General features: G+C 74.5%; 2 protein-coding genes. Both read right to left on the bottom strand.

Annotated features, from left to right (window positions below):
* Positions 1-25: 25 nt before the first annotated feature.
* A complete protein-coding gene (locus tag JK363_RS28665; protein WP_201879214.1) occupies positions 26-5,428 on the bottom strand; it encodes a beta-ketoacyl synthase N-terminal-like domain-containing protein in 5,403 nt (1,800 codons plus the stop codon).
* Positions 5,425-26,688: an SDR family NAD(P)-dependent oxidoreductase gene (locus JK363_RS28660; RefSeq protein WP_201879212.1), complete on the bottom strand. Its 21,264-nt coding sequence runs from the start codon at positions 26,686-26,688 to the stop codon at positions 5,425-5,427. Before JK363_RS28660 ends, JK363_RS28665 begins: the two co-directional genes overlap by 4 nt.
* Between the last annotated feature and the right edge of the window lie 47 nt (positions 26,689-26,735).

The following is a 26,735-nucleotide window of genomic DNA, read 5'->3' as shown; positions in this document are numbered from 1 at the left end:
TCCGATGGCGTCCCGGACGCTGCGGTTACCGGACGGGTTCTGTGATGCGTCGCGCGTTCAGGTCCAGGAGCTCCGCCTCGGCGCTGCGGGCGTCCTTGCGCAACCGGAACAGGCAGTAGGCGAGCCAGCCGTGCTCCAGCGAGACCGCCTGGTGGGAGAAGCTGCGCCAGGCGGCCCGGACGGCGGCGGGCAGTCCGACGGTGTTGCGTTCCACCTCGGGGTCATCCAGGAAGCGGGCGATCTGCGGAGACAGGTCCACGATCTCCTCGACGGCCAGGCGGTGGCGGGCCAGGGTGCTCGCCCACCGCCGGGCGGACGGCACGTGGAAGCCGAGGTCGCGGTCGACGATGTCGCCGCGCAGCCGGGCCACGTAGTCGGCGAGCAGCACGGGGGCGCCGTCGACCAGGGCCGCGTCCAGCCCGGCCAGCAGCGCGTCCTTGTCCTCGACGCGGCACACGGCCTCGATGCCGAGAGCCAGGTCGTAGGTCGCCGGGAGCGGGTTGTGCGGGCCGGGGGCGTGGAAGACGGCGGCGTGCCCGGCCAGACCGCGCTCCTCGATGCGCAGGGAGGCGGCCTCGGCGCGGGCCTTGTCGGCGGTGACACCGTGCACCAGCAGGCGCGGATGGCGGGCGGCCAGGTCGACGACGTCGTCGCCGCGCCCGCAGCCCAGGACCAGCGCGGCGCCCATCCGGTCCAGCGGCACGTCGCGCAGGAGCGCGGCCCGCAGCTCGCGCTGCCGTTCCAGGACGAGGTCCTCCTCCTTCGGGTCACGGCTCAGGCCGAGGAGCACCCGGCTGGCGGAGAAGCCGGGGACGCGCTCGGGGAAGGGCGCGAAGGAGGAGAACAGGCGCGCGGGGGGCTCGGGTACGTCGACCCGTGCGGGACCGGTCGGTGGCCCGGCCGGGGCCGCGGGCGCCGGGGCGTCGGCCCAGCAGCGGCGCGGCTCGAAGGGATAGGTGGGCAGCCCGGGCACGTGGACCGGGGCTCGCCCGGCAGGGTGGGCGGGCCAGTCGACGGCCGCACCGGAAACCCAGGCCCGGGCCAGGGCGGCCGGGTCGGTACCGGGCGGTGCGGGGGCCGGGGACTTCGCGTCACCGGTGTACACCCCGTCCACGCCCGTGTCGCCGTCGGCCCAGCGGCGCAGGGAGCGGCGCAGCTCGGCCAGGTCGGAGGCGACCACGGCGAGCCGGTGGCGCATCGCCTCGCGGCCGGTCCGCAGGGTGTGGGCGACGGCGGCGAGGTCCAGGTCCGGGTGGGTGTCGAGGAAGTCCAGCCAGCGGTCGACGTAGGCGGCGAGCCGGTCCGGGGTGCGGACCGACAGCGGGAACACAGCCGGTGTGCGCGAGACGGCCGTCCCGAGCGGGGCGGGTGCGGGCGGTTCCTCCAGGACCAGGTGGGCGTTGACCCCGCCGGCGCCCACGCCGTTGATTCCGGCGCGCAGCGGGGCGGGCACGCCGTCCACGACGACCGGCGTCCACTCGACGGCCGCGCGCGGCACCTCGAAGGGCAGCCGGGCGAAGTCGATGGCTGGGTTGAGGTCGCGGGGCAGAAGGGTGGTCGGCAGCACCCGGTGTTTGAGCGCGAACAGCACCTTGATCAGCTGGGACATGCCCGATGACGCCTCGCCGTGGCCGACGTTCGGCTTCACCGTGCCGAGCAGATAGCGGCCCGACGCGCCGGTGCGCCCGCCGAAGACCTGGGTCAGGCCGGTCATCTCGACGGCGTCGCCGATCACCGACCCGTTCACCGCGGTCTCCACATAGCCGATCGTGCGCGGGTCGATGTCGGCCTGGTCGAGCGCGGCCCGGATGACCTCCGCCTGCCGCTGCGGGCTGGGGGCGGTGAAGCTGCTCCCGCGTCCGCTGTGGTTGACCGCGGTGCCGCGGATGACGGCGTACACGTGGTCGCCGTCGCGCACCGCCTGGCGGTATGACTTGAGCACCGCCGCGCCGACGCCCTCGCCGGGCAGGATGCCGTTGGCCTCGCTGCCGAAGGCGGCGCAGTCCGGGCGGTCCGACAGCATCTGGGCGACGGCGAGTTCGGAGTACGTGGAGTGGTGGAGGTAGAGGTTGACGCCGCCTGCGAGGGCCAGGTCGCACTCGCCGCGCCGGATGCTCGCGCAGGCATCGTGGATCGCGACCAGGGCGGATGAGCAGGCGGTGTCCACCGGCTGGCTGGGCCCGCCCAGGTCCAACTGGTACGAGACACGGTTGACCAGCGCGCCGAAGGACGTCCGGGGCAGCTCCAGCCCCGCCTCGTCGCCGTGCCGCTCGAAGCCGTGCTTGGAGCCGCCGGCGAACACCCCGGTGCGGCGCCGGACCCGGTCCGGCAGGGTCGTCGGAGAGCAGCCCGCGTCCTCCATCGCCTTCCAGCACTCCTGGAGGAAGAGCCGCTCCTGCGGGTCGATGTTGCGGGCTTCCTGCGGTGGCACGCCGAAGAACAGGGGGTCGAACTCCTCGATCCGGTCCAGGAACGCGCCCCACTTGGAGTGGCTCTTGCGGAAGCGGTCGGGGCCTGTGGGGGCCGGGTCGTAGTACTCGCGCCAGTCCCAGCGGCTGGGCGGGATCTCGGCGGCGGCCGTGTGGCCGGCGACCAGGTTCGCCCAGAAGCCGTCCAGGTCCTCGGCGCCGGGGAAACGGGCGCTGACGCCGATGACGGCGACGCCGTCCAGGACGTCGGCGGCGTCCTCGGCGGAAACCTCGGCAGCGGAGGCGGACGGCTCCTCGGCCGCCACGGGGGCGGGGGGTGCCTGCGGCACCGGGGCAGGGGGCGGGGGTTGGGGCTGGGCGAGGGGAGGCGTGTCGGTCAGCTGCCGTGACTCCGCCGGGAATTCCGTGGCCAGATGGGCCGCCAGTTCGGCCACTGTCGCGAACTCGAACAGCAGCGTGCGGGAGGCGTCGGGGATGAGCAGGGCCAGCTGGTGGTTCATCCGGGTGCGGGCCAGCGAGTCGACGCCGTACGTGTCCAGCGGTTCGTCCGGGGCGATGTCCGCCGCGGGGACGCCGATGGTGTCCGAGATGAGCTCGCTGATCCACAGGCGCATGGCCTGCTCCAGGTGCTCCGGTGTCACCACAGGGGCGGGGAGGGGCGGTTCGGGCGTCGGCTGCGGGGACGGGGAAGGCAGGGGCGCCTCGGCCGAAGGGGACGTGGCGACAGACGCCGCGGCGGACACCGCCGAGGCGGCCACGTCCGGGACAGGGGCGGGCGCGGCCGTGGTGGCCGGGGCCGGTGCGGTCGTGCGGGGCCCGGCCGCTGCTGCGGCCCGGGTCAGGCGGTCCTTGCCGTGGTACTCCCGGGCGAACGGGTAGCCGGGAAGGGGGACCTTCCGGGGTGCGCCGCCGGTCGGGTGCAGGGTGCTCCCGTCCAGGGGCACGCCGTGCGCCCACAGTTCGGCGGCCTTGTCGAGCTTCCCGTGCGCCAGCCACCGGCCGACCGTCTGGGCCAGGTCCTCGTCGCCCGCGAGCAGGCCGACGAGCGCCCCGGACTCGGACGCCTCGCCCTGGTAGCAGCCGGGGATGCCGGTCTCGCCCGCCGCCACCGCCTTCAGCCCGGCGATCAGTTCGTCGAGATCCCGTACGACGAACGCGGCCCGCGTATCCATCGCCTCACGGCCGTGGCGCAGGGTGTGGGCCACGGTCGCGAGGTCCGGCCTGTCCGGTACGGCGGCGTCCGGCTCCGGCGCGCCGGGAGCGAGCAGCCGGGCCAACTCGGTGAGGGAGCGGGCCCGATGGACGGTGCCGGGCTCCGCCTCCAGCAGCGCTTCGAGGCGGGCCAGATGCCCGGGGTCCACGCCGAGGGCGGAGAAGGGCTCGTCCTCGGCGATCTGACCGGGCTCCACCTCCAGGACGTCGGCCAGCAGCTGGCGCAGGCGGTCCGGGGACATACCGTTCCCGGCGGCGGAAACCGGGGCAGGAGCTGAGGCCGGCGCTTCGGTCGCCGCGTCCTCCAGGAAAGCGGCGAGCCGGGCGGCGTACGCGCGTAGGCGGTCCGGGGTGCGGGCCGACAGCGGGACCAAGTGGCGGTCGGGCACGGCGGCGTCCGGGGCGGGCGCGGGGACGTGTTCCTCGATCACCAGGTGAGCGTTGGTGCCGCTGTGGCCGAAGGAGCTGACGGCGGCCATGCGGGGGCGGCCGGGCTCGGCCGGCCAGGGACGGGCGTCGTCCAGTACGAAGGGCGAGTCGCCCAGGGCGATGAGCGGGTTGAGGCGGTCGAATCCGGGCAGTCCGACGAGTCGGCCGTGGCGCAGGGACAGCAGGACCTTGATCAGCCCGACCGGGCCGGAGGCCGCGGCGGCGTGGCCGAGGTGGGCCTTGGCGCTGCCCACGGCGCAGTAGGCGCGGCGGGTGGTGAACCGGCAGAAGGCGCGCACCAAGGCGCCTGCCTCGACCGGGTCGCCGAGGGGAGTGGCGGTGCCGTGCGCCTCGACGTAGGTGATGCGCTCCGGGTCGATACCGTAGCGGCGGTAGACGTCGGTGATGAGCTGTTCCTGAGCCGCGCCGTTGGGGGCCGTGATGCCGTTGCTCGCGCCGTCCTGGTTGGTGCCGCTGGCACGGATCACACCGTAGATGTGGTCGCCGTCGCGGTCGGCGTCGGCGAGGCGTTTGAGGACCAGCACGGCGACGGCCTCGGAGATGACGGTGCCGTCCGCGGCGGCGTCGAAGGTGCGGCACCGGCCGGACGCCGAGAGCATGCCGGCTTCCTCCATGACCTTCAGCGAGCGGTGGTCCAGGCTCGCGTGGACGCCGCCGGCCAGGGCGAGCGACGTCTCCCCGTCGCGCAGGCTGCGGCAGGCGAGGTCGACGGCGACAAGGCCGGAGGCGCAGGCGGTGTCGACCGCGAGGGCCGGGCCCCGCAGATCGAGGTGGTAGGAGAGTCGGGAGGCGACGATGGCGTCGGAGGCACCGCTGAGCGTCTCGTGCAGGTACTGGGCCGGCTCGGCGCCGACGAACACGCCCGTGGGCGAGCCGCGCAGTGCCGTCGGGTCGTAACCGGCGTCCTCCAGGGCGTGCCAGCTCTCCTGGAGCAGCAGCCGCTGGTGCGGGTTCATGGAGTCGGCCTCGATGGCGGTGATGCCGAAGAACCCGGCGTCGAAGGCGTCGCGATCCGGTAGGGCGCCGCCCCAGCGGTAGCCCCGGCCGTCCGGGGCCAGGTAGCGGTCGGGCAGCTCGCCCACGGCGACCCGGCTCGCCGTCAGGTTGCGCCACAGCTCCGCCACGTCGGCGGCACCCGGGAACTGCCCGGCCATGCCGATCACGGCGATGTCCAGCGTGGCGGACCGGTCGGGCAGGGGAGCCGCGGTCGCGGGCCGGACCGGGACGGCGTCGGCCCGCGCGGGCCGGGCCGCCTCCAGTCGGTGCCGGACGGCCTCGCGGTCGAGGCTCCCGTGCACGTACTGGTCCAGGAGAGACCGGAAGTCGGTGTCGGTCATCGCTGTGCTCCGTGGGTCGAGCCGGCGTCCAGGAGGTCAAGGACGTCGTGGGCGGAGAGTTCGCCGGCGTGGAACCGGGCTTCGAGGTCGGCCAGGAGGTCGCCCGGCGCGGGCGCGGGGTCCGTCGGCGCCGGTTCGGGGGCGACGAGGCCCGCGAGGTGGTCGGCCAGGCTGTCGATCGTCGGGAACTCGTAGAGGAGGGTGGCGTTCAGGGAGATGCCGAGCGCCTCACCGAGCCCGGTCGCGAAGGACATGCCGGTGATGGAGTCCACGCCCAGGTCGGCGAACGAGGCGCCGGTGCGGAGGCGGTACGGAGGAACCCGCAGGACCTGGGCGAGCTTCTCGATGAGGAGTTCGCGGACCTCGGAGCGGGCGGGGGCGGCGGTTCGGGCCGAAGGCGTGGGCGGCGCGGTGCTGTAGCGGGCCGGGGCCGCGGGTGCCGGAGCCGAGGACACCTGGCCCGATGGCTCGTACCCGCCCGGAACCGGCACCGGGGGAGCGGTCGGCGACGGGGCCGCGACCGCCGGCTCCGCGGCAGGTGCTTCACCGGCCGACGGCACGGCCGCTCCCCGAGGCACCGCACCCGGACGCCGGTGGCGTTCCCGCTGGAACGGATACGGCGGCAGCGACACCCGGCGCGGCCGCTTCCCCGTCCACAGCCGTCCCCAGTCGAGGTCGCCCCCGGCAGCCCAGTGCCCGGCGAGTTCCGGCAGGGCCCGCCGAAGGAGCCACCCCTCCACGGTCTCCGGCGCCGCCGGGGCCACGCCTACCGACCCGCTCTCCCGGCCGTCGGCGTACTCCGCCAGCCTCCGGCGCAGTTCGTCGAGGTGCGAGACCACGAAGGCCACCCGCTCCGGCAGGGCGAGACGCCCGGTCTGCAAGGTGTGTGCCAGGTCGGCCAGGGCCGGGGCGGCGGAGCGAGCCTCGAGGAAGGCGAGCAGCCGCCGGGCCATGGCGCGCAGCCGGTCGGAGGTGCGGGCCGACAGCGGGACGACGACCGGTCCGTCGGCGGGCCGGGTCGGGCGCGTGGCCGGGACGTACTCCTCCACCACCACATGCGCGTTGACTCCGGTGGCGCCGACGGAGCTGACTCCGCCGCGCCGGGGACCGCCGGGCGCGGGCGCGGGCCACGGCTCGGTGCGGTGCTGGAGCCGGAACGGCGTCGACTCCAGGTCGAGCAACGGGTTGACGGTGTCGGAGTGCAGGGTCGGTACGAGGGTGCGGCGGTGGAGCTGGAGCACGAGCTTGGTCAGCCCGGCGATGCCGGCCGCCGACTCGGCGTGGCCGATGTTCGACTTCACCGAGCCCAGCGCGCAGAAGCCGGTGTCGTCGGTGTCCCGGCGGAACGCCCGCTCCAGGCCCCGGACCTCGATGGGGTCCCCGAACGAGGTGCCGGTGCTGTGCGCCTCGACGCACCCGATGGTGCGGCCGTCGGCCCCAGCCCGCCGCAGCGCCTCGGAGACGACCGCCGCCTGGGCGACCGGGCTGGGCACGGTGATGCCGCTGCCGGTGCCGACGTGGCTGACGGCGCTCGACCTGATGACGGCGTAGACCTGGTCGCCGTCCCGCTCGGCCTGTGCCAGCGGCTTGAGGACGACGGCCCCGACGCCCTCGGCCGAGACGTGTCCGTCGCCGCCCGCCCCGAAGGACCGGCAGCGACCGTCGCTGGAGTGCATGCCGACGGCGTGGGCGGTCTCGTACTTCGCGGGGTGCAGCGAGAGGTTCACACCGCCGGCGATGGCCACCTCGCTCTCGCCCCGTGCGATGCTCTCCACCGCGAGGTGCACGGCGGTGAGCGAGGACGCGCAGAGCGTGTCCACCGCCATGCTCGGGCCGTGGAAGTCGCAGAAGAACGAGACCCGGTTGGCGATCTGGCCCTGGTTCAGCCCGATCGGCAGCGGGCTGCCGTCCACCGGCCGGGCCTCGCTGCTCAACAGGGCGTAGTCCTTGTGCGTGACGCCGACGAACACCCCGACGGCACGGCGCTGTTCCGGGCCGCGCGGGGCGGCCAGGGTGTCCGGGGTGTGCCCGGCGTCCTCGATCGCCGCCCAGGAGGTTTCCAGGAAGAGTCGCTCCTGCGGGTCGGTGACCTCCGCCTCGGGCCGGGAGACGCGGAAGAAGTCGGAGTCGAAGCTGTCCACGTCGTTCAGGAAGCCGCCCCATCGGGACACCGGCCGCTCCGGGTCACCGGCGACCTCCTGCCACGACCAGCGGTCGGCGGGCACCTGGGTCACCGTGTCCCGGCCTTCGGCGAGGTTGCGCCAGAAGGCGTCCAGGTCGTCCGCACCCGGATACCGCCCGGCCATGCCGATGACGGCCACCGGGACCGAGGCCGGGGCGGCAGGAGTGGCCGCCGTGGCCGCGGCCGGTTCCGGCGCCGGTGCGGCCGGGAGCGGGCGGCGGGACAGGACCGGCCGCTCCAGTGGCGGGCGGCCGGTGTCCGCGCCCGCCCAACCCTCAACGATCACATGGGCGTTGGTGCCGCCGTCCGCGAACGAGCTGACCGCCGCGACGAGCGGGGCGTCCGGCCAGGTCTGGAGGCGGCGGGGGAAGGTGAAGGGCGTCGCCGCCGGGTCGAAGTGCTCCGGCGGCTGCTGACCGGACAGGAACGGCACGACACGCCGGTGACGCAGCATCAGGACGATCTTGATGAGCCCGGCGATGCCCTCCGCGCACTGCGGATGGCCGATGTTCGGCTTGATCGAGCCGAGGCTGCACGGCGTCTGTGAGGTCTCCCGGTACACCGACCGGATCGCCTTCAGCTCGGTCAGGTCGTGCACCGGCGAGCCCGCGGCGTTCGCCTCGATGTGGGTCACCTCATCCGGGCGCTTGCCGCTGCGGGTCAGCGCCTTGGCCATCACCGCGCGCTGCGCGGCCAGGTCCGGTGCGGCTGGTCCTGCGGTGCGGCCGTCGTTGTTGACCGCGCTGCCCTTGATCACGGCCTGCACCCGGTCGCCGTCCGCCAGGGCGCGGGCCAGGGGCTTGAGTACGACGATCCCGGCGCCTTCGGCCAGGACGACACCCCTGGCACGGCGGTCGAAGACGTGGAACGCCGGGTCTGGGGTGAGAAGGCCCCGGTGCTCGAAGAGCCGGTGTCCGGCGTCGTCGGCCATCAGGGTCACGCCGCCCACCACGGCCGCTTCCGCGTCGCCCTCCCGCAGTGCCTGGATCGCGGAGTGCATCGCCACCAGCGCCGAGGAGCAGGCGGTGTCGACGACCACGCTCGGACCGCGCAGGTCGAAGAACTGGGAGACGTTGGCGGCGAGGTAGTTCGGGCCCACCGCCATGATCGGGTTCCTGGTGCGGCGCAGCGTCTCCAGGTCGGGTAGGTGCCGGGTGCGGGCGCCGATGTAGACGCCGACGTCCCGGCCCTTGAGGTCGGCCGGCCCGTAGCCGGCGTCGGCGAGCGCGAAGAGCGTCTCCTCCAGCAGCACCTGGGCCTGCGGGTCCAGAGCCGCGCCCTCCGCCTCGGAGAGCAGGAAGAACTCCGGGTCGAAGCCGCTGCGCTCGACGAGCCCGGCGAGCAGCCCGTCAGCCCCGCCCCAGCGGTCCGCGGGGACCGGGGCGATGGCGGAGCGGCCCTCGCTGACGAGCTCCCAGTAGGCGGTGAGGTCGGGGGCGCCGGGGAAGCGGCAGGACATGCCGATCACGGCGATGTCGGTCGGGTCGGGGACGTGGCTCGTGCGCGCGCCGACGGGGGCGGGGGCCGGCGGCCGCGTGGACACCCGGTCGGGCGCAGGCGCGGGGGTTACTGTGGCGACCGGCGCGGGCGCGGGGGCCGGGGCTGAGGTGGCGACCGGTGTCGGCGCGGAAGCCGGGGCCGGTGAGCTCCCTGCCGGGGTGCCGGAGACCGCGGGGCCCGGCGTGCCGAAGGCCGCCGCCAGTTCCGCCGGGTGCTGCTCCGCCAGCCAGCCCACGAAGGACTCCACCGTGGGGTGTTCGATGAACGCGGAGGGATCCAGGTCGGTCCCGAGCCGCTCTCCGATCTCCCGCAGCAGCTGGACCGAGACGATCGAGTCGGTGCCGTAGTCCTGGATCGGCACGTCGACGGCGAGCCGGGCGGCGTCGAAACGCAGTTGCTTGGCCAGGAGGTCGATCACCCAGGCCGTGGCGGCCTCGACGGCTGCATCAGCGGCACCGGTCCGTCCGGCCCCGGCCGTCCGGCTTGCGACGGCGGTATGCCCCGCACCGGCGGACGCCGCGGACAGCTGCTCCGCCGGTTCCCCGGCCCGTCGCCGCAGCAGCGACTCCGGCCGCCAGGCAGCCGGTTCACGCACCACCACCGGAAGCACCACGGGTCCAACGCCCGACGCGAGCACGTGGTCCAGCAGAGCGACGCCCTCCGCCTCCGTGACGCTGCCGAGCCCGGTGCGCAGATATCCCGGGCCGAGCTCCGCCTCGTCGGCGCCGATCATGCCGACGCCGCGCCAGACCGGCCACTGCACGCTCAGCAGCGGCAGGCCGTACGGGCGGGACGCGGCCAGGTAGTCGGCGTAGGTGTTGGCCATGGCGTAGTCGCTCTGGCCGACAGCCACGGTGGGGACCACGGCCGCCGCCGAGGAGCAGACCGCGAAGAACCGCAGCGAGCGGCCCGCGAAGTGGCGGACCAACGTGTCCAGTCCGGTGACCTTGGGGTCGAGCACGGCGCGGACCGCCTCGACGGGCTTGCTCACGAACGCCAGGTGGTCGCGGTCGGTGCGGCCCGCGCAGTGGATGACCCCGCCGACCGGGCCCATCTCGGCCTCGGCCGCGCGCAGGGCGGCGGAGAGGGCGCCGGGCTCGGCCCCGTCCAGCGGGAGCGACAGGACACGCAGCCGGACTCCGGCCCGTTCCAAGTCGAGCAGCGCACGCAGCCTGCGGCCGAGCGGACCGCCGAGGTGGGCTTCCCAGTCGGCCCGCTCCGGCATCGGGGTGCGGCCGGTGAGGATCAGCCGGCGCACTCCCCAGCGCTCCCTCGCATGCCGGGCGAAGGCGAGGCCGAGGCCGCCGGTGCCGCCGGTGATGAGCAGCGCCTGGTCGGCGGGGAACGGCGGCAGGTCACCCGCGCCCGCTCCGGCTGCGGCCGATGCCTCCCGCAACTGTGCCCGGTACCGGCGTCCCGCGCGGTGGCGTACCTCGGGGCTCTCGCCGGGATCCCGGAGTTCGGCGAGGATCTGCTCGGCCGCCGTCGCGTCGTCGTCCAGCGGATCGAGGTCCACGTGCCGGGAGCGCACTCGCGCGTACTCGCTCTGGAGCATGCGGTAGAGACCGGCCCGGACCGCGCCTGTGAGGTTGACCGGCGCCGCCTCGGTGGGCTCGGGTGTCTCCAGGCCCCGAGTGACGCCGAGCAGGGCGGCCCGGTCCTCGGCCTGCGCCACGAACCGCTGCACCCAGGGCAGCCAGCGGGCCGGATCGTCGCCCTCAGCGGGCCCGAACGGCGCGCAGCCGGTCAGGTCGACGCAGGCGTTGTACTGCCCCGGCTCGGGGCCGTCGCCCAGCCGGTCGGCGTCCAGGATCCCGGCCCCCGGCAGGACGGCGGCGAGCCGGTCCGCGAGGGCACGGGTCGACGCGGTGGCGAGGACGGCGACCGACGTCGGGAGGGGGTCCGCGGGGCCGGGCTCGGCCGGTTGCCAGGTCTTGACCAGCAGTCGGGCGCCGGACGGCGGGGCGGAGCCGGGCCGTGCCGCGGCATCGGCACCGTACGACCCCGACGGCCGCGCAGGTACGTCGTCCCCGGCGACGAACACCTCGCCGAGCGCGCCGTCCTGCCGCAGCGGGCGCCGTACGACGGGGAAGCCCTCCTCCTTCAGGATCTGCTCCCAGCGCTCGGCGGAGAGCATGGGGGAGCCGGGGATCCGCTCGTGCTCGTCCTCGTAGCGCCACCAGCCGTCCAGCAGGCCGAACGTGAGGGTGAGGGTGGCCGTCTTGTGGGTGGCCTCGTTGATGAGGAGCAGTCCGCCGGGGCGCAGGGCGGCGCGCAGGTTGCGCAGGACCTGGCGGATGTTGCGGGTGGCGTGGAGGACGTTGGTGGCGATGACGACGTCGTACTGATCGCCCTCGGGGTCCGGGGCGGCGCCGGGGCGCTCCACGTCCCAGCGGCCGTAGCGCAGGTAGGGGCGGCCGGGTCCGAAACGCTCCTCGGCCGGGGTGAGGAAGCCGAGGGAGAGGTCGGTGAACCAGTACTCGACGTGCGCGGAGTACGCGTCCAGGAGCGGGAGTACGGAGGCGGTGGTGCCGCCGGTGCCGGCGCCGACCTCGGCGAAGCGCACGGGGGCGGGGGCGGCGGCGACGCGCTCCCGTACCGTCTCGGCGGCAGCCTCGGCGAGCACCTCGTTGAGCCGGTCCGCCACGGGGTTGCCCTGATAGACGCCGGACAGCTTCTCCAGAGATCCGCCAGGGAAGAGCACCTCGGTGGCCGCGATCCTTCCGGTGAGGATGTCGGGGAGGTGCGCCAGGCACTCCTCTGCGAGGGACAGCTGGGTGTTCCAGTGCGTGTCGGCCGCGTAGGGGGCGCGTGCCGCCTGCCAGGCGGCGGTGTCGGCACCGGTGCGGGCGTCCTGGCCGGCCGGGAGCAGTTCCACCGACGCGCCGGTGCGGCGGACGAGACCGGCGTCCTGCCACAGGGTCACCGCCTCCTCCGTCCAGCGGCCGTACTTGGGCAGGACTCGGGCGGCGAGGGAGTCGAGCGTCTCGGCGGTTCCATCGGGGAAGGCGCCCAGCTGCCCGCTCACCCGGACCAGCAGCGCGCGGGACAGCAGCCGGTCCAGGCCCGCCATGCTCGGTTCCTCGCCCTGCGGCGGGGCCGGGGGTGCGGCGAGGGCGCCCGGGTGGTGTGCGTCCAGGTACGCGGACAGGTCGCGGATGGTCGTGTACTCGAAGAGGAGCGTGGGCTCCAGCTTCTGCCCGACGGTCTCTTCGAGCGCGCCGAGGAGGTCTGTGATGTTGACCGAGTCCAGCCCCAGTTCGTAGTAGCCGAGGGTCGGGTCCAGGGCCTCCGGGGTGCGGCCCAGGCGGCGGGCCAGCAGGGTGCGCAGGAGGTCCTGGGTGGGGGTCTTCGAAGCCGCCTGAGCCGGGGTCGCCTGGTCCGGCGCCGCCAATGCCGGCTCGGCCGGCGTGCTGTTGTCGTCCATCTTCCGTTCCTGGGGTGCTGCGAGGAGTTCGAGCCGGGTGGCGGAGTCGGCCGCGCCGAGGGCGTCGGACGGGGCGCCGTACCAGCAGCGCTCCCGTGCGAACGGGTAGCCGGGCAGTTCGGCCCGAGCCGGCGGCGGTCCGTCGTACAGTCCGCTCCAGTCGACGGCCGCGCCCGCCGCCCATGCGGCGGCGAGGTCCGCCGGTTCCACGCCCTCGGGCCGCGGCGGCTCGGAGCCGCGCCGGACGGCGCCCGTCCACACGCCCGGCAGGTCCTGGCCGCCTGCCAGGTACGCGTCGAGGCGCTCCCGCAGTTGAGCGAGGTCGGAGAAGGTCACGGCCAGCCGGTGGGCCATGGCCTCGCGCCCGTACTGGAGGGTGTGGGCCAGGGCCGCCGGGGCGGTGTCCGCGCCGTCGGCCCGCAGGAAGTCCGCCATCCGGCCGGTGTATGTGTCGAGCCGTTCGCGGTCGCGGGCCGAGAGGACGAACACGTAGGGCGCGCGCACGGAGCCCCGCGGGCCTGAGGGCGAGGGCATGTATTCCTCCAGCAGGACATGGGCGTTGGTGCCGCCGGCGCCGAAGGAGCTGACGGCCGCGGTCCTCGGCAGCGGGCGGCCCGCCGCGTCGAGGCGCGGGGTCCACTGGGCAAGTTCGCGCTGGACGCACAGCGGCGCCGTATCGAAGTCGGTGTTCGGGTTGAGGCGTTCGGCGTGCAGGGACGGTGCGAGCAGGCCGTGCCGCAACTGGAGCAGCACCTTGGTGACGGCGGCCATGCCGGCGGCCGACTCGGCGTGCCCGATGTTCGACTTCACGGAGCCGATCGGGATCTTCCGCCCGTTCAGGTCGTGGCCGCGGAAGGCCCGCAGCAGGCCGGTGACCTCCACCGGGTCGCCGAGCGCGGTGCCGGTGCCGTGCGCCTCGATGTAGTCCAGTTCCCCCGGCGTCCAGCCGGCCCGGCCCAGCGCGTCGGCGATCAGCCGCCCCTGGGCCCGCGCGTTGGGCACGCTGTAGCCCTTGCTGGCGCCGCCGTGGTTGACGGTGGACGCCTTGACCACGGCGAGGATCCGGTCCCCGTCGGCCTCGGCGGCCGAGCGGCGCTTGAGCAGGACCGCGCCGGTGCCTTCGGCGGGCACGTAGCCGTCGCCGCCCTCGCCGAAGCTGCGGCAGCGCCCGTCGGTCGACAGGAAGCCGCCGTGGCTGAGCTGGAGGTACTTGACCGGGTGGCTGGAGATGTTGACCCCGCCGGCCACCGCGACCTCGCAGTCGCCGGAGCGGATCGCCTGGGCCGCCAGGTGGATGGCCACGAGCGCGGAGGAGCACATGGTGTCCAGGGCGACGCTCGGCCCGTCGAAGTCGAAGAAGTACGACACCCGGTTGGCGACGGAGGCGTAGGAGGAGGAGGTGGCCACGCCCTCGCCACGCAGCGCCTCCGCGACGCCGTAGAGCTGGTAGTGGCCGTACATCATGCCGACGAACACGCCGGTGCGGGTCCCCGACAGGCGTTCACGGGTGACGCCCGCGTTCTCCAGCAGGTGCCAGACCGTCTCCAGGAAGACCCGCTCCTGCGGGTCGATGTGCTCGGCCTCCATCTGCGACATACGGAAGAACATCGGGTCGAACCGGTCGACGTCGCGCAGGAATCCGCCCCACTTGGCGTACGCCTTGCCGGGGGTCTGTGGGTCGGGGTCGAAGTAGCGGGTGTGGTCCCACCGCTCGCGCGGGATCTCCTCGACGCAGTCGACGCCGTCGCGCAGGTTGTGCCAGAACGCGCCGAGGTCGTCGGCTTGGGGGTAGCGGCCGCTGACGCCGATGATGACGACGTCGTCGTCGTCCGGGTCCGGGGCCTGCCGGGGTTCCGGAAGGGCCGCCGGGGCGGTCTCCTCGGTCGCCGAAGCCGTGTCGTCGGTCGCTGCCGTGTCCCCCAGCGCCTCCGGGAGCCGGTCGGCGTGCTCGGTCAGGAAGTAGTCGGCCAGTTCGGCCACCGTGAAGTACTCGAAGAAAAGCGTCTTGGACAGGGTTCCGAAGTGCCGTTCCAGCTCCCGGGTCAGGCTCATCACCAGCAGGGAGTCGATGCCGTAGCTCTCGAACGGCTCGTCCGGGACGATGTCCTCGGCAGGCATCTTCAGCTCGGCGGCGAGCAGATCGCGCAGGAAGCGCTCGGTCCGGGGACGCAGGTTGCCGGCCGCAGGTGCGTCGGTGACCGGCGTGGGGGCCGTGGGGGCCGCCGCGGGTGGCCCCGGGGGAGCGGCCGTGAGGGTTCGCGCGATGGCGGTGGCGTCCCCGGTGGCCAGCAGCAGCCGGGGCGCCCCGGTGGCGAGGGCGCGTTCCAGGCTGTCCAGGGCGACGGCGGCGGGCAGCGGGCTGAAACCGAGTTCGCGACGCATGGCCCGTTGGCTGGATGCGTCGAGGGTCATCCCGCCGTCGGCCCACAGCGGCCAGTTCACGGAGAGGGTACGGCCGCTGCGCACGCCGTCGTGCCGCAGCTCCTCGCGCCGGAGCGCGAAGTGGTCCAGGAAGCCGTTGGCGAAGGCGTAGTCGCTCTGCCCGGCGCTGCCCAGGACGGCGGCGGTCGAGGAGAACGTCACGAAGTAGCCGAGCGGTTCGTCCGTGGTCTCCTCGTCCAGCCACCGTGCGCCCAGCACCTTGGGGGCGAGCACCGCCTCGGCCCGGACGCGGCTCTTGTGCAGGAGCAGGCCGTCGTCGAGGACGCCGGCCGCGTGCAGCACCCCGGCGATCCGGCCGTACCGCTCGCGTGCGGTGCGGACCAGGCCGGCGACGTCCTCGCGGCGGGTCACGTCGGCGGTGACGTGCAGGATCCGCGCGCCCTCGGCCGTGAGCCGGGCGATGCGCTCTTGCGCCTCGGGCGACGGCTCGGAGCGGGAGACGAGCACGATCCCGGCGTCGCCGCCGTGTGCCGCCAGCCATTCGGCGAGGTGCAGGCCGATGCCTCCGGTACCGCCGGTGACCAGATGGGCGCCGGGCGCCGCGAAGGGCGAGGGGTCCGGGGCCGGGGGCAGGGGCGCCGTCCGCCAGGCCGGCAGCGACCGGTGCCGGCCGTCGGTGCGCACTGCCACGGGCGCGTGGGGCGCGCCCAGTTCGGCCCGGACGAGCCGGGCCAGGTCGGCCTGCGGCGGATGCGCCACGACGCTCATCAGCAGGCCGGGCTGTTCGGCGCGGACCGCGCGGGCGAACCCGCTCATGGCCGCGTGGGCCGGCTCGGCGGGGGTGCCGGTGGGATGGACGTAGAGGTAGCGGGCGCGGCCGGCGCGGCGGGTGATCCAGGCGCGGGTGAAGGTGAGGGCGGTGTGGAAGCCGGTGTCGAGGGCCGTGTCCAGGTCGGTGCCGTGGGAGGCGAGGTGGACGATGCTCAGGCGTCCGGTGGCGCGGCCCGCCATGTCGTCCACCAGGCGCTCCAGGTCGGGACTGGTAGAGAGGTCCACGTGGATCACCTCGGCGCCGGTGGCGCCGGCCAGCACGGTCCCGATACCGGTGCCCTCGGCCGACGCGGCGCCGGTGGCAGTGTCCTCGGCCGGTGCGGCATCGGCGTCGCTGCCCATGCCGGCGCGGGTGCCGTCGAGCAGCACCACGAGCCCGGTCACCGCGGTCTTCTGCGGTGCGGTCCCGTCGTGGACCTCTTCCTCCCAGTGCGGTTCGAAGCACGTCAGCGGTTCGGCCGCCGGGTCGCTGGTGGTGCGGACCGCGCGGAGCGTGAAGCGGTCGATGCGGGCCAGGACCGCCCCGTCGTCGGCCAGTAGGCGGACCTCGAAGACCTTGATGTCGGGTGACGCGTCGTCGTCGATCCTGCGCGCGTAGGCCAGGCAGCTCTCCGGCAGTGCGGGCACGGTGAGTTCCGCGGCGCCGACCGAGTACGGAAGATAGCCGGGCCCGGCGGGGGCGGCGGGGCCGGAGAGGACGCTGCCGGCGGTCTGGAGCGCCGCGTCCAGCAGCGAGGGGTGGAAGCGGAGGGCGTCGGCGTCCGCGTGCAGGTGGGCCGGGAGCTCCAGTCGGGCGAGCGCCTCGCCGTCACCGACCGCCATGTGCCGGACGACCTGGAAGGACGAGCCGTAGGCGAAGCCGATCTCCTGGAAGCGGCGGTAGCACTCGTCGCCGGACAGCTCCTGCGGGCAGCGGGCGCGGACAAGGGCCGGGTCCATTCGCTCGGGCTCCGTCCGGCGCGGGGCCAGGACGCCTCGGGCGTGCGGCCGTTCGACTCCGGCGCCGCCCGCACCATCGTCCACGGCGACGATCTCGAACCCGGTCCGCTCGCCCTGCCGCGTCAGCCGGATCCGCAGGGTCACCCCGTCCCCGGTGACCGGGACCGGCGCCGCCCAAGACAGCTCCTCCACCCGGTCGGCCGGGGCGCCGTCCGCGTGGGACAGCTCGCCGGCCGCGCGGGCCAGCTCCAGCGCGACCACGCCGGGCAGGATCGGCGCGCCGCCGGCCACGTGGTCGCGGATGTAGAACTCCTGGCCGGTGAGGCGCTTGACGAATTCCTGGCCGGCGAAGGTGGAGACGTTGGCGTCGAGCAGCGGGTGAGGTCCGGCGGGCGCGGCGGCCGGGGCCGAGTCGCCGACCGGTGCCGGGGCGGTGTCGACCCAGTGCCGGGCGCGCTCGAAGGGGTACGCCGGTAGCTCCACCCGGCGCCGGGCGGCGCCGCGGTGCAACAGCTCCCACTCGACCTCCTCGCCCGCGATCCACAGCTTGGCGAGGGCGTCGAGGTCATTGCCGGAGGCCAGGGTCTCGACGTGCTGCCGCCGCTGGGCGGCGTCCGTGGAGCGAGCCGTGCGCCGGCCGGCGCGGCCGTGGTGGACGCCGATCGGAGAGCTGCCATTGGTGAAGGCGGTCAGCAGCTTGAGCGCCTGGGCGCGGTCGGTGGCGATGACTGTCAGCCGCTCGGGCATCGGATCACGGCCGACGTGGAGGGTGTAGGCGATGTCGGCGAGGCTCGGGGTGTCCTGCCGGAGCAGGTCGGTGAGGCGTTCGGCGTAGGCGGTGAGGGCCGGCCGGGTGCGCGCGGACAGCACCAGCAGCTCCGGCTGCCCGTCCGCCGCTTCGGTGGGTGCGGGTGCGGGTGGCTCTTCCAGAACGACATGGGCGTTGGCGCCGCCGAAGCCGAACGAGCTCACCCCCGCTCGGCGCGGCGCGGGTTGCCCCTTGCGGTCCATGGGCCGGGGCCATTCGGTGGTGTCCGCCACGATGTGCAGCGGTGAACCGGCCAGTTCCAGGTAGGGGTTCTGCTGCTGGAAGTGCAGGCCGGCCGGGATGGTGTGGTGGCGCAGGGCCAGGACGGTTTTGAGGAGTCCGGCGATGCCGGCGGCTGCCTCCAGGTGGCCGATGTTGGTCTTGACTGAGCCGATGCCGCAGGTGGGATTGTCCGGTACCGGTTGTCCGGTTTCCCGGTACAGCTCGGTGAAGGCGTCCTTCAGTCCGGAGATCTCGATGGGGTCGCCGAGTGCGGTGCCGGTGCCGTGCGCCTCGATGTATCCGATCGTGGCCGGGTCGACGTCGGCGGCTTGGTAGGCCTCGAGGAGGAGATCGGTCTGGGCGCCCGGGTTCGGTGCGGTCAGTGAGGTGGTGCGGCCGCCGTGGTTGACGGCGGTTGCTTTGATCACTGCCTGCACCGGGTCGGCGTCGGTGAGGGCGTCGGGGAGTTTCTTCAGTACGGCGATGCCGACGCCCTCGCCGCGTACGTAGCCGTTGGCGCGTGCGTCGAAGGTCTTGCAGCGGCCGTCCGGGCTGAGCATTTCGCCCTTGCTCAGTGCGACGTAGAGGTGGGGGCTGAGGATGAGGCTGACGCCGCCGGCGATGGCGAGGTCGCACTCGCCCTCGCGTAGCGCGCGGACGGCGTGGTGGATCGCGGTGAGGGAGCCCGAGCAGGCCGTGTCGACGGCGATGCTCGGTCCGCGCAGGTCCAGCAGGTAGGAGATGCGGTTGGGGATGATGGACAGGGCCGCGCCGGTGATGCTGTGTCCGTCGGTGCCCTGGACGGAGGCGCGCTGGACGTCGACGTAGTCGGAGTTGGTGACCCCGATGAAGACGCCGACCCTGCGGCCCGCGAGTGTCGACGGCCGGATGGCCGCGTTCTCCAGGGCGGCCCACACGGTCTCCAGCAGCAGCCGCTGCTGCGGGTCCATCAGCTGCGCCTCACGCGGCGAGATCCCGAAGAAGGCCGCGTCGAATTTGTCGACGTCCGGCACGAAACCGCCCCAGCGCGACCGGGACGCGTCACCGTCGTACGCGTGCCAGTCCCAGCGCTCCGCCGGGATCTCCTCGATCAGGTCGTGCCCGGCGAGAAGGTGGTCCCAGAAGGTGTCCAGGTCCGGCGACTGCGGGAGTCTCGCGGCCATGCCCACGATGGCCACGTCGCTCGCGCACACTGGGTGGGACGGGTCGTCCGGGGCGCTCTCCTCCGCGGGGGTCCGGGGCGCGGCCGATCCGAGGCGGGGGGAACGGCCGTTCTGGTGGCCGTAGCGGGCGGCCAGGGTGTCGGTGTGCGCGTCGGCCAGGTGGTTCACCAATGCCGACAGGGTCGGGAAGCGGTAGAACGCCGTCGGCAGCACCTCGGCGCCGACGAGGTCGGAGAGGGCGAGGCTCAGCTCGGTGAAGCGGATGGAGTCGAGCTTGAACTGGCCGAAGGGGGTGTCCGGTTCGATCTTCTCCGGCGGCAGTTCCGCGGCCGACGCGACCAGTTCGGTCACCTCCTCGGCCAGGCGGTCGGCGAGTCCGGCGAGGAGGTCGGCCGGGGGCACGCCCTGCGCCGCCAGGCCGGTCTCCGGTGCGGGGATGGTCTCCAGTGCCGCCGGGGGGGCCGTCTTCGTCACAGGAGCCGCTGTACCGGCGTCGAGGGCGGCCGGCGCGTCCCGGTCCACAGTGTCGGCCGCCGTGCAGGGCAGCTCCCGCACCGCGACGACCGTGTCGAGGCGCAGGTGGGCCGGTATCAGCTGGCGGACCAGATCCAGGTCCGGGGCATCGGCCGGGTCGCATGCGCAGAAGCCGCGCAGCGCCCCGCCGTCCGCCACGACCGCCGCCTGCCGAACCCCGGGCAGCCGGGTCAGCGCCGCCTCGATCTGGGCGAGCAGCGCGTCGTCGGGCTCGATCCGCGGGGCGGGGCGGACCGTGAGGCCGGCCAGGCTGCCGACGACCGTGCGGTCCGCCGACTGCCCCGCCCACACCGAGGAGATGGGCCGGGCGGGGTCGTCGAGGAGGCCGGTGAGGACGGTGAGGTACTCGTCGGCGAAGCGCGCGGCCGTGTCGGGCTCGAAGAGTTCGAGGTCGTACTTGACGGTGAGGAGGAAGTCACCTTCACCCTCGACGACTTCGAGGGTGAGGTCGAACTCGCCTTCCTGGTGCACGCCGCCGACCATGCCGTGGACGAGCCCGGACGTGTCCTGCGGACGGGTCCAGTTCTGGTAGTAGAAGGCGGCCCGGAACAGGCCGGGCGCGGTGAGCCGGCCCTCCCGGCGGAGCTGCTCGACGAGGGTGATCAGCGGGTAGTCGCCGTGCTGCAACGCGGCGAGAGTGTCCCGGTGCACGTCGACGGCGACCGAGCGGAACGCCCGGTCCGGCGCCACCCGTTCGTCGATGACGACCATGTTGATGAAACAGCCGAGCACCTCCTCGAACCGGCTGCCGGTGCGGCCGGCCGTGGGGGTGCCGATCACGATGCGGTCCTGGTCGTTGTGGTGGCGCAGCACGGCGAAGTAGCCGGCCAGCATGACGCTGAACAGTGACACCCGCTCGGCGGCGGCGAACGCGCGGGCGCGGGCCACCAGTTCCGCACCGATCCGCCGCTCCACGCTGGCCCCCCGGAAGCGGGGCTCGGCCGGGCGGGGCCGGTCGGTGGGCAGGGACAGCTCGGGCACCTGACCGGCCACCCGGTCCAGCCAGTAGGCGCGCAGCCGGGCGCCCTCCGGGCCGGCCAGCAGCTCCCGTTGCCAGGCGACGAAGTCGGTGAAGCGGGCGGTCACCGGGCGCGGCGACCACACCGGGCCGGCCGCGCGGGCGCGATACGCCTCCTGTAGTTCCCGCAGCACGACGCCGATGGAGACGCCGTCGAAGACGATGTGGTGGACGGTGATGAGCAGGGCGCGGCGGCCGTCGGGGAGGTCGTAGAGAGTGACCCGCAGCAGCGGTCCGCGCGCCAGGTCGAAGGGCCGGGCGCGGTCCTGCCGCATCCGCTCGCGCAGCGCCTCCTCGTCGGCGCTGTCGCGGCGCTCGTGCCGGATGTGAACCTCCTGCGAGGCGGCCACGCGCTGCACCGGGCGCCGGCCGTTGAGAGCCACGGTGGTGCGCAGCGCCTCGTGCCGGTCGACCAGGTTTTGTACCGCGCCGCGCAGGACGTCGACGCGGGTCGCCGGGTCGAGCCAGAGCGCCAGCGGCACATGGTAGGCGGCGTTGCCCGGAGCGACCCGGTCCACGATCCACAGGGCGCGCTGGCCCTCGGACAAGGGGGAGTCGAGGGGCGCGGTCGGCCGGACCACCGGCTCGGGCCCGACGGGTTGCGGCCCGTCGGCCTTTGGACCGTCGAACGCTGGGTAGGGAGTGACGGCGGCAGTCGGGGCGAGGGTGAGGGCGGGCGCCGGATCCGGCGTGACGTCGGCCACCGGCTCGGGCGTGGCGTCGGACAGCGGCCCGAACACCCCCTGCTCCGCGTAGTGCGCGGCCAGCTCGCGCAGCGTCGGGTGCTCGTAGAAGTCGCCCAGCGCCACCGTGACGTCGAACTCCTCCGCGATCCCGGAGACGATCTTCATCCCGGTGAGCGAGTCGAACCCGTAGTCGGCCAGCGGCCGGTCGGGGTCGAGGTCCTCGTCGATCTTGAGAGCCCGCGCCACGATCACGCCGAGCCTCGCCCGCAACTGCTCGGCGGCGGAGTGCCCGGCCGGGGCGGGGCCGGGCACCGGGGCTGCCACGGAGGCAGAGGGCCCGGCCGCGGCGTACGTGGGGGCGTCCGCGGCGGATCCGGGCGTGCCGCCGTCGGAGGTGGCGGCGGAGGCGACGCCGACGGGCGCGGCCGTCCTCCCGTTCGCCGCGACGATCACGTGCTGGCCGCGGCTCCCCGACCGCTGCCCGACCGGTCCGGCGCCGACCGCTGCCGGGTGCTCGTCCTCCCTGATGACGGCCGCGTCGATGACGTCGGCGACGTGCTCGTGATCGAACACGCCGTGGCCGTTGCCGGCGCGGCGGGACGCGACGGCCGGCCGCTGCGAACCGCCGCCGTCGACGACCACCACCTCGCCGAAGCCCTGCTCTCGCAGCAGCCGCTCCCAGGTGGCCGGGGCGGCCAGCGGCGAGTCGGGCAGCCGCAGGTCCGGGTCGTCGAAGAGCCACCAGCCGTCGAGCAGCCCGCCCACGACCGTGGTGGCGTCCCAGACTTCGGTGAGTTCGTTGAGGACCATCCAACCGCGCGGCCTCAGCAGGCTCTTGGCCTTGCCGAGGGTGGCGCGCAGGTCGCGGGTGGCGTGCACCACGTTGGTGGCGAGCACCAGGTCGTACGACCCCGGGGTGAACCCCTGCGCCTCGACGCCGCGTTCCAGGTCGAGCACCCGGAAGTCGAGGAAGTCCGGGGTGGTGTAGGTGCCGGCCAGCCGCTCCCGGGCGTGTTCGAGGAAGCGGGGCGAGATGTCGGTGAAGCAGTAGCTGACCCGGTCGGCGTAGGGAGCGAGAGCCGGCAGGACCGTCTCGGTGGTGGCGCCGGTGCCGGCGCCCAGCTCGAGGACGCGCAGCCGCTCGCCCTGGGCCAGCTGTGCGAGCCGCTGGTCCAGGTGGGCGCGGACCGTGTCGCGGACCAGTTCGTTGAAGGAGTCGGTGAGCGCATTGGCCTTGTAGAAGCCCTCGACCAGCGCCAGCGATGAGCCCGGGAACATGATCTCGGTGGCGCGGGCCTCGCCGCGCAGGATCTCCGGGTAGGCGCGCAGGAACAGCCGGGTCAGGGTGACCGTGGCCACCAGGTCGGGGTGGGCGGCGGCGATCCGGTCGAACTCTGCCTCCAGTTCCTCGGGGCCGTACGACCGCTGGTCCGGCGCGCCCGGCAGCAGGCGGACCCGGTCGCCGTCGAAGGCGACGTACCCGGCGCGGTGCAGCATGTTCAGCAGTGCGTCGTACAGCCGCCGGTACGTGGGCTGGATGCCCAGCAGCTCGGGCAGCCCGTGCCGGTCGTGGCTGTCGCCGGAGTGCCGCAGGGAGCCCATGCGGCGGAAGACGCCGAGCACGGCGGGGCGGCACACCTCGGCCAGTCGGCCGTGGGCGGCGAGCACGCGGTCGATGGCGTCGAGGGGGCCGGTGCGCGGGCGGCGCAGCGCGTCCGCGGCGTGGGCCAGGGAGGGCAGCGCCGCGGGTTCGGCGGGGGGCGCGTAGGCGGCACCGAGGGCGGCGAGAGTGTAGTCGCGGGCGTTGATCGGCATCACCTGCGGGACGGGGTTGCCCAGGACGCGGTGGACGGCGGACAGGCCCTCGGCCACGGTCAGTTCGCCGATGCCGAGGTTCTGGAAGATCTCGCGCAGGCCGGGCCGGGCGCCGGAGCCGATGGCGCCCCAGTAGCCCCAGTCGACGACCCGCACCGGGTAGGGGCGTACGGCGTCGAGGTGCAGGGCGTAGGCGTCCTGGAGGGCGGCGGCGCAGCTGTAGGCGCCGTTGCCCGCGGTGCCGGCGAAGGCGCCGACGGAGGAGAAGAACATCACGAAGTCGAGCGGTTCGCCGCCGAACACCTCGTCGATCGCCACGCTGCCGTCCGTCTTCACCGCGAGCGCGGCACGGAACGCCGGCTCGTCGAGCGCGGCCAGCGGGCCCGGCGCGAAGGTCATCCCGGCGTGCACGACGCCGTGGACGGTCCCATAGCGGGCCTTGACTTCGGCGGTGGCCCGGCGCAGGGCGGCCGGGTCGCAGCAGTCGGCGCGCAGGTGCAGCACCTCGCCGCCGAGCAGCCCAGCCCGGTCGGCGCAGGCCCGCTGCTCCGTGTCGAGCGGGGAGCGGCTGATCCAGATCACCCGAGCCCGGTACTGCTCGGCGAGGTGGAGGGTCAGCTCGCGGCCGATGCCGCCCGTGCCGCCGACGATGACGTACACGCCCCGCTCCCGGAACGGTGGCTGCCGCGGCTCGGGCAGGTCGACCGGCTGGAGCGCGAGGATGTGCCGCGCGCCCTCGCGCAGCAGCACGGTCCGTCCGGAGGAGTCGCACGGCTCGTCGAGTACGGCGTCCAGCAGCCGCTCCCAGTCGGCGTCCCCGGTGGTCTCCTCGCGGGCGAAGTCCAGGCAGACCGCCCTGATTTCGGGCCGCTCCTTGGGCAGTACCCGGGTCAGGCCGTGCAGTCCGGCGGCGAACGGGTTGGCGACTGGACTGCCGGAGGCCGAGGCGGCGTCGTTGGTGACGACGGTCAGCTCGACCCGGTGTCCCGCGCCGCCGCCCGGGTGCCGGGCGACCTGGAACAGGGCCAGCACACCGCGCCGGACCTCTTCCGCCAGTGTTCCCGCCCCGACGGCCAGCCGGATGCCGCCGAGGTGGTAGACCCGGTCCACCGGGCCGGTCTCGGCCAGCGCCCGGCCCAGGTCGTCCCGGTCCAGGTCGACGACCCGGAGGTCGTCGTCGCGGTGCCGTCCGGCGATGTCCTTCACCAGCCGCGCGGAGTCGGCCGAGCCGAGGATCAGCACCCGCGCCCGGTCCGTGCCGCGCCCGCCGAGCACCCCGGCGGGGCGCGGCTCGGGCAGCCAGGTGGGGCGGTAGCAGACCATGCCGGAGGGAGCCGGCACGGCGGCGTCGGCGGGCGGCACCGCGCCGGAGACCAACCGCCCGTCGCCGACGGCGCGTCCCTCGGTGTCCGCCGCCGACTGCGCGGCTCCAAAGCCATGTCCCTGGGCGTTCGGGGCCAACTGCCCCGAGACCGGAGCGTGGTGCGTCGCGCCGACGGCCACCTCCCCGGCGGGGGAGGCGTGTCCTACGGCGATCGACGTGACCTGTCCGGCAGTGGAGGCGCCTCCCACGGCGCCCGAGGCCATCTGCCCGGCACCGGAGGCCTGTTGCGCGCCCCGGGCCGGCACCTCCGGCAGCCAGTACCGCTTCCGGGTGAACGGGTACGTCGGCAGGCCGATCCGGCGGACACCGCCCTCGCCGCGCAGCCGCGCCCAGTCCACGTCCGCGCCCCCGACCCAGCACTCGCCCAGCGTCCGCAGGTCCCGTTCGTCCAGCGCATGCTCCACCCGGTCCCGCTCCGGCGCGGAGCGCCGTACGGGGCCCACCCGCCCGGTGGCCATCCCCGGCACCGAGTTGCCGTCGGCGTACGCCCGTAGCGCCTCCCGCACCTCGCCCAGCTCGACGGCGACGAACGCGAGCCGGGACTCCATCGCCTCCCGCCCGGTCTGGAGCGTGTGGGCGAGGTTGCCCAGCGAGGCGTCCGCCGCCGGGGCTCCGTGCCCGGACAGCAGCCCGGCGGCCGCCCGCACGGTGGTGTCGCCGGACAGCGGCTGAGGGCCCAGCCGCCCTTCGAACTCGCTGTCGAGCTTCTTGGCGAACAGCGTCAGCTCGGCCGCCCGGAATCCGTACTCCCCGAACGGGGTGACCGGATCCAGGTCGTCGGGTTCGACCTGGAGCACCTCGGCGGCCAGCCGCAGGCAGACGGCCTCGACCTCCGGGTCCGGCCTGGCGGACAGCGCGGTGGCGGCGGCCTCTTCCAGGAAGGCGGTGAGCCGGGCGGCGGACTCGCACAGCCGCTCGTCGTCGCGTGCGGACAGCACGATCAGCTCCGGACCGGACCGCGTCGCCGCCGGGGCGGGCGGCGCGCCGGCGCGGTACTCCTCCACGACCAGGTGCGCGTTCGCGCCGCCGCCGCCGAAGGAGCTGATACCGGCCCGGCGCGGCAGTTCCACGCGCGTCCCGTCGGCGCGGACGACGACCGGGCGCGGCCATGGCTCCGGCCGCTGCGGCATGTAGAACGGCAGGCCGCTGAAGTCGATGTCGGGGTTGAGCTCGGCCGAGTGCAGCGACGGCGCGATCGTCTCGTGCCGCAACTGCATCAGCACCTTGGTCAGGCCCGCGATGCCGGCGGCGGACTCCAGATGGCCGATGTTCGACTTTGCGGAGCCGACCGCGACCCGCTCCAGCCCTTGGGCGAGACTGTCGTCGACGCGGGTGCGGAAGGCCTCGGCGAGGCCGGAGATCTCGATCGGGTCACCCAGCGGGGTGCCGGTGCCGTGGGCCTCGACGAAGCCGACGGTGCGCGGGTCGATACCGCCCCGGCGCAGGGAGGCGGAGATCACCTCGGCCTGCGCGCGCTGGCTGGGGACGGTGTAACCGCCGGTCTTGCCGCCGGCGTTGACGGCGGAGCCCCGGATGACGCCGTAGATCCGGTCGCCGTCGGCCACCGCCCGTTCCAGGGGCTTCAGCAGGACAGCGCCGACGCCCTCGCCGTCCACGAAGCCGTCCGCGCCCCGGCCGAAGCTGCGGCACCGGTCGCCCGGCGAGGTCATCCCGTTGTCGGCCAGGGTGAGCAGGTGCGAGGTGTCCAGGATGAGGTTGACGCCGCCGGCGAGCGCCACTGCGCACTCCCCGGCGCGCAGGCTCTCGCACGCCAGGTGAATGGTGGTGAGGGAGGCGGAGCAGGCGCTGTTGACCGCGAGGCTGGGGCCGTGGAAGTCGAGCACGTAGGAGACCCGGTTGGCGATGGACCAGTGGCTGGAGCGGGCGCGGTTGTCGGCGCCGAGCGCGGCGGCCCGGCCGGCCATCCACTCGTAGTCGCTGTTCATCACGCCGACGAACACGCCGACCGGGTTGCTCTGCCCGGCGAGGCGGCGCGGCGGGTACCCGGCGTCCTCGAGGGTGGCCCACACGGTCTCCAGGAAGACCCGCTCCTGCGGATCCATGCTCTCCGCCTCTACGGGGGCGATGCCGAAGAACAACGGGTCGAATGCGTCGGCGTCGTCGATCAGCGCGGCCCACCAGCGGCGGCCGTCCGGCCCCTCGGCGGGCCGGGGCTCGCCGCGCCCGTGTCCGGGCGGGAACTCCCCGACGCAGTTCTCGCCGTCGCGCACCCTGGTCCACAGTTCCTCGGGGGTCGCGGCGCGCGGGTAGCGGCCGGCGAGCCCGATGACGGCGATCCCGGCCACGGGCCGGGGCCCGACGCCCGCCTCCTTCAGGAGCCTGAGCAACGCCTTGCGCTTGTCATCCATGTCAGTTCTCCCGCCTGCGGCACGGCACCTGCCGGGCCGTGCGTGTC

It is taken from the genome of Streptomyces coffeae (genome assembly GCF_016741875.1).
Lineage (GTDB): Bacteria > Actinomycetota > Actinomycetes > Streptomycetales > Streptomycetaceae > Streptomyces > Streptomyces coffeae.
This window is presented reverse-complemented; position numbering and strand designations above follow the sequence as displayed.

Bases quoted from the DNA above. Each gene is read 5' to 3' on its own strand.
- JK363_RS28665 (WP_201879214.1), bottom strand. From the start codon at position 5,428: ATGACCGACACCGACTTCCGGTCTCTCCTGGACCAGTACGTGCACGGG.
- JK363_RS28660 (WP_201879212.1), bottom strand. From the start codon at position 26,688: ATGGATGACAAGCGCAAGGCGTTGCTCAGGCTCCTGAAGGAGGCGGGC.